At 38.6% G+C, this 5,490-nt stretch carries 3 protein-coding genes and 1 pseudogene; 2 read left to right on the top strand and 2 right to left on the bottom strand.

Annotated elements, in window-relative coordinates:
* Together AAC037_RS18950 and AAC037_RS18945 are read right to left on the bottom strand one after the other, a co-directional pair.
* Positions 1–371, bottom strand: a pseudogene (locus AAC037_RS18950) (Crp/Fnr family transcriptional regulator); the annotation flags it as partial.
* A 288-nt stretch (positions 372–659) separates the two neighbouring features.
* Positions 660–1,712, bottom strand: a complete 1,053-nt coding sequence (locus tag AAC037_RS18945; RefSeq protein WP_339904800.1) for a hemolysin family protein — start codon at positions 1,710–1,712, stop codon at positions 660–662.
* Between the two features lie 406 nt (positions 1,713–2,118).
* On the opposite strand from AAC037_RS18945, the gene rapA reads away from it, so the two are divergent.
* Both rapA and AAC037_RS18935 read left to right on the top strand, forming a co-directional pair.
* The gene (rapA, locus tag AAC037_RS18940; RefSeq protein WP_339904799.1) at positions 2,119–4,953 is read left to right on the top strand and encodes an RNA polymerase-associated protein RapA; all 2,835 of its coding nucleotides are present in this window, start codon (positions 2,119–2,121) and stop codon (positions 4,951–4,953) included.
* Between the two features lie 54 nt (positions 4,954–5,007).
* Positions 5,008–5,490 (top strand): DHH family phosphoesterase (locus tag AAC037_RS18935; RefSeq protein ID WP_339904798.1); only part of this gene is annotated, 483 nt, incomplete at its 3' end.

Here is a 5,490-nt window from a genome sequence, read left to right as displayed (position 1 = left end):
CGGCATAGGGATTCAAATCTTGGGAACCTGGCAAAAACTTCATCATCCAGTTCACTGGTAGAAGCAGAAATTATTGAATCTTCAATACATGAAAGATAATAGTTAGATGGCTTCTTATTAATGGCACATTCGGGAACTTCACCTTGCAATTCTGTAAAGAAATTGGTGGTTTTTTCCTCCCCATCAATAATATAATATTTCCTTATACAGCCTTTTAGTACAAAATACCCCAGGTAAGACTGTTGCCCTTCCTCGAGCAATATGGTGCCTTTTTTTACTTCCCTGAACAAGTCCAATTCTTGAATGACACTTTTTTCCTCTGCAGTCAAGGGCATGTATTTAGAAATATAATCAAAAAGCAATTGGTGCATGGTATTTCGATATTGAGCAGTTTTAGAGATAAGGAGTTTTTGTGAATTTCACCATTTATTTACTAATCTACCTGCTTTTTTAACTAAATAAAAGTTTGACTTGCTTTTCAATCCTAGGATTTGAATAAGAGAAGGCAATACGTATACCCAAAGCTTTTTTAGGTCAGATTTTGAAATATAATAGGATAAAATTAGGGTAGTAAAATGCAGGTGAAATTACCGAGAGAAAGCATTATCATGTAAATGAAAAGGTCATTTAATATCAAAATTGTTATTTATTCTTAGAGGCTAATCATCATTTTTGAGCATCTTGTATTTCTTTTGCTTGTCATTCCAGCGTTTCATGGCATATTGCTGCATGTCTTCTATTTTATCTTTTTCGTCTACTATTTCGAAGCCGAGCAAAGTTTCTATGATATCCTCAAGGGTGGCAATTCCATCCATTCCACCATATTCATCTACCACCAAAGATATATGTTCTTTTTTTTGAAGCATTTCTTCCCAAGCATCAAATAGGCTGATGTTACTTGAAAATATTAAAATTTCACGTCTGATGTCTTTAAGCTTTAAATCAAAATGATCCTCAGCTAATTTTTCGAAAACAAACTCCCTTAAAACGTAGCCGGTAATATTGTCTTTATTTCCTTTAAATATTGGGATTCTTGAAAAATGTAAGAACTCCTTGTTTTTCAAAAACTCTTTCAAGGTCATTTCCTCATTGGCCGTTACCACCACAATCCGTGGGGTCATGACTGTTTTTACCTTTAAATTTTTAAGTTTGATTAAATTTTGAATTATTTTATTCTCCTTGTCAGCAAAAATACCCTCTTGAGTACCGATACTGGCCAATGCGGAAATCTCTTCTCTACTGGTAGTAAGGACGGTTTTTTCTCTAGAAAGCAATTTTGTTAATATAGAAGACAGCCAAACCAAAGGATAGGTAAGGAAAATCATTGCTCTGATGATTTTTGAGGTAATGCCAATCAAATCCCTGTTGTAATTGGCACCCAGAGTTTTGGGAATTATTTCAGTAAATATTAAGATTAGAATGGTTAAAATGGCAGAAATAACTCCAAAATAAGCTTCCCCAAAAAGCACTGTAGCTTGCGCTCCCACACCTGCTGCCCCCACTGTATGTGCTACAGTATTCAAGGATAAAATGGCGGAAAGAGGCTTGTCGATATCTTCTTTCAGGTAAAGCATGGCATCTGCATTTCTGTCTCCTCTTTTGGACCGTGACTTCAGAAATGACACAGGAACGGACAATAACACCGATTCCATTATGGAGCACAAAAATGAAATAAATAGGGCAATAAAAAGATAAAATAATAATAGAGCCATGGTATAGGTTAAGGATAAATTTTACTAATCATAACGTTAAGATTTAAGAAGTATTTGGTTAGATAAAATCTAAATATCTATTTTAGAGATATATAACCAACTATAAAACGTTAAGGTTTTTATTGGCTTTATATGTTGCAATAATTATACCTGAACGAGTCAAATGCAAAAATCAAGCTGTTTTGAGGATATAGTTAAGGCTCAAAACTTATTGTAACCTGAGGCTTTTTACCTATCATGTATAGAGAAATATCATCCAACTAGAAATATTAGGTCAATTTTGGTATTCAAAAGAAAAATAAAAAGCTTCAGTTCTTAGTGATGCGGCTAAAAATTAAAGAACTTGCATTTTTTTAGAAATCCCTTTTTAGGATTGTTAATAAAGTAAGTTAAATCAATAGCATATATGATGGATTTCTATCCTGATCAGAGATGGGCAAGCGAAGGAGAACCTGACTTGGGTGTAGGTATACTAGTTGAAGTAAGTAAAAATCGGGTGAAAGTCAATTTCCCAAATGCCGGAGAGACGAGACAGTATGCATTGGAAAGTGCACCTCTGCGTAGGGTGATATTTAAGCCCGGTGATACAGTAATGGACTCCCAACAACGCCCCTTTGAAATTGAGCGTGTCCAAGACAATGGTGAACTAATCTTGTATATTAATAATAAGGGGACCTTATCGGAAGCAGATTTAGGGGAAGTTACTGTAACCCATGGGGTGGATGACCGCCTTTTATTAGGGGAAGTAGATAAACCGGCTGTTTTTGCCTTGCGAAGGAAAACATTGGCCTATGACCATAAGCGTAGAATTTCACCCATTAATGGTTTCATAGGTGGTAGGATAGACCTTATTCCCCATCAACTGTACATTGCCCATGAAGTTAGCTCAAGGTATGCCCCTCGCGTATTGCTTTCTGATCAGGTAGGCCTTGGCAAAACCATTGAGGCTTGTTTAATCATGCACCGTTTATTGTTAAGTGGTCAAGCCTCACGGATTATCATTTTGGTTCCGGATTCATTGGTGCATCAGTGGTTTGTGGAGATGTTAAGGCGATTTAACCTATGGTTTCATATTTTTGATGAAGAAAGGTGTGCCGCATTGGATGAAAGTGCTCCTGAGGGAAATCCTTTTCTGGATGATCAATTGGTGCTCTGTAGTACTTCATTTTTGGCTGGATCACAAAAGAGGGCAGGCCAGGCTATTTCTGCAGACTGGGACATGCTGGTCGTAGATGAAGCTCATCATTTGGCTTGGTCATTGGAGAAAATAAGCATTGAGTACGCCATTGTTGAGGCTTTGAGTAAAGTTGCTAAAGGCTTGTTACTATTGACAGCGACGCCTGAACAACTTGGGGCAGAAAGTCACTTTGCGCGATTAAGATTATTGGATCCTGAAAGGTATGCCGATTACCATGCCTTCGTCAATGAATCTCAAGACCATGCTTCCATTGCCAATATAGTTGAGAAATTGGCATCAGGTGAAGCAATAAATAATAAGGACAAAACCCTGCTAAAAAGTTTATTTGGTGACAAGAGGGTAGCAAAACTTGAAGAAAAAGGGCAAATAGGTCAAAATCAATTGATAGAAGATTTACTGGACCAGCACGGACCAGGTCGGGTAGTGTTTAGAAATACCCGAGCGGCAATGAGTGGTTTTCCTACCAGAAAAGTACAGTTAATCCCTTTAAAAACAGGACCCTCTCAGCAAGAGTGGGCAAAACGCATGTCGGCCGAATTTATCTTGGACAAAAGCAATGGACCGGGAAGGGATGTAAAGCGTCCTTATCATTTTTCAAAGGACCCACGGGTGACCTGGCTGGTCGATTTATTGGATCAATTGAATCCTAAAAAAGTGGTTTTGATTTGCAGAAGCAAAGCGAAAGTATTGGCATTGGAAAATGCCTTGCGAGACCTTAGTAGTGCAAAAGTAGGGGTATTTCATGAAGACCTGAACATTGTACAAAGGGATCGGAATGCGGCTTGGTTTGCCGAGGAAAATGGAGCAAGAATATTACTGTGTTCCGAAATTGGTAGTGAAGGGAGAAACTTTCAATTTGCGCATCATTTGGTATTGTTTGATTTGCCTATGCATCCCGAGCTTTTGGAACAGCGGATTGGACGCTTGGATAGGATAGGGCAAAAGGAAACCATTCGGATTTACGTACCCTACCTGAAAGGTAGTCCTCAAGAAATTTTAGCGCGTTGGTTTCATGAAGGCCTGAATGCTTTTGAGGAAAATATCGAAGGGGGTAACCAAATTGGACAAATTTTTGGTGACCGCTTGTTTGAGCTTGCAATGGCTTCAATTAGGAAAGATGTTATATCGGATTTAGAAGCTTTAATAAGAGAGACTGAAACCTACCAAGGAGCGCTTAAGCAGACTTTAGCCAATGGACGGGACAGACTGCTGGAGATGAATTCCTTTAGACCTAAGGTAGCCAAGGAATTGGTAACTAAAATTAGATCTGCGGACAAGGATTTAAACCTTGAGAATTATATGGCCAAAGTTTTTGATCATTTTGGTATTGAGATGGAAGATTTGGCCCAACGAACCTACTGGTTGCGCCCAAGTAAGGCCAACGATACCGCATTTCCATCCATACCGGATAAGGGGATCGCGATTACTTTCGACCGAAAGCGAGCATTAAGCAGGGAAGACATCAGTTTTATAAGTTGGGATCACCCCATGGTGACTGGAGCCATTGATATGGTGCTGGGAATGGGTACGGGAGCCGCTAGTTTTGGCCATTTGAAGGGTACAGGTAATACCGGAATACTTTTGGAAGTGATTTTTGTACTAGAAACATCAGGAAAAGAAGGTGTCTATGTAGACAGGTTCTTACCCAATACACCTTTGCGTGTAATTGTAAACCATCTGGCAGAAGAAGTTACTGAAAGTTATCCTATTGGTTTGTTGAACAAGCAATTGGTACCCGGACAAATCAACGATTTGATAGGCAATGAACGTTTTGTAGATGAAATATTCCCTGAAATGCTAAAGACAGCAGAAGAAATAGCCGACCAAATGAAGGACAAAGAAATAGACATGGGGCTTCAAAACATGAACCAGACCATGGACCATGAGATTGGGAGATTGGCCTACTTGTATAAAAGGAATAAGGCCATTAGACCGGATGAAATAAAGACAGCTTTGGAACAGAAAACGGAGTTAACTGAGTTGATCGCTAATGCCCGGATTAGAATTGACGCAATCCAACTGATTCGAGAAGGAGGAAATTAGCCAATTATAGCAATGGATTTTCCATGTATAAATTATTGAATAGTTATAAAAAAAATGAATAAATACGAACAAATAGTGGCAGAAATTAAAGCTGCTTCAAATATAATAATCACCTCTCATAAATCACCGGACGGTGATTCTGTAGGCAGCTCTTTAGGATTGCTTTATTTTATTGAAAAATTGGGGAAAAATGCCACAATATGCCACCCGGATCCTGCTCCCGGGTTTTTGGATTGGCTAGATACTTCAGCATTTTTAACGATGACGGATAAAGCCGGAGCGATAGCTGAGGCTTTTTCTAAGACCGACTTGGTTTTCTGTCTGGATTATAACGGAACCAACAGAGTAGGTCATGACATGCAAGTCTTGTTGGAAGGGCTAAAATGCAAAAGGATAATGATTGACCATCACCTTGATCCTGAAGATTTTCCGGATATATTAGTTTCAGAAACTTCAGCCTCTTCTACAGCTGAGTTAATCGTTGAATTAATTGAACAATCTGGAAATAGCGCATTACTTGATAAGAAAATAGGAACC

Source organism: uncultured Cyclobacterium sp., from assembly GCF_963976465.1.
In the GTDB taxonomy this organism is placed as follows: Bacteria; Bacteroidota; Bacteroidia; order Cytophagales; family Cyclobacteriaceae; genus Cyclobacterium.
This window is presented reverse-complemented; position numbering and strand designations above follow the sequence as displayed.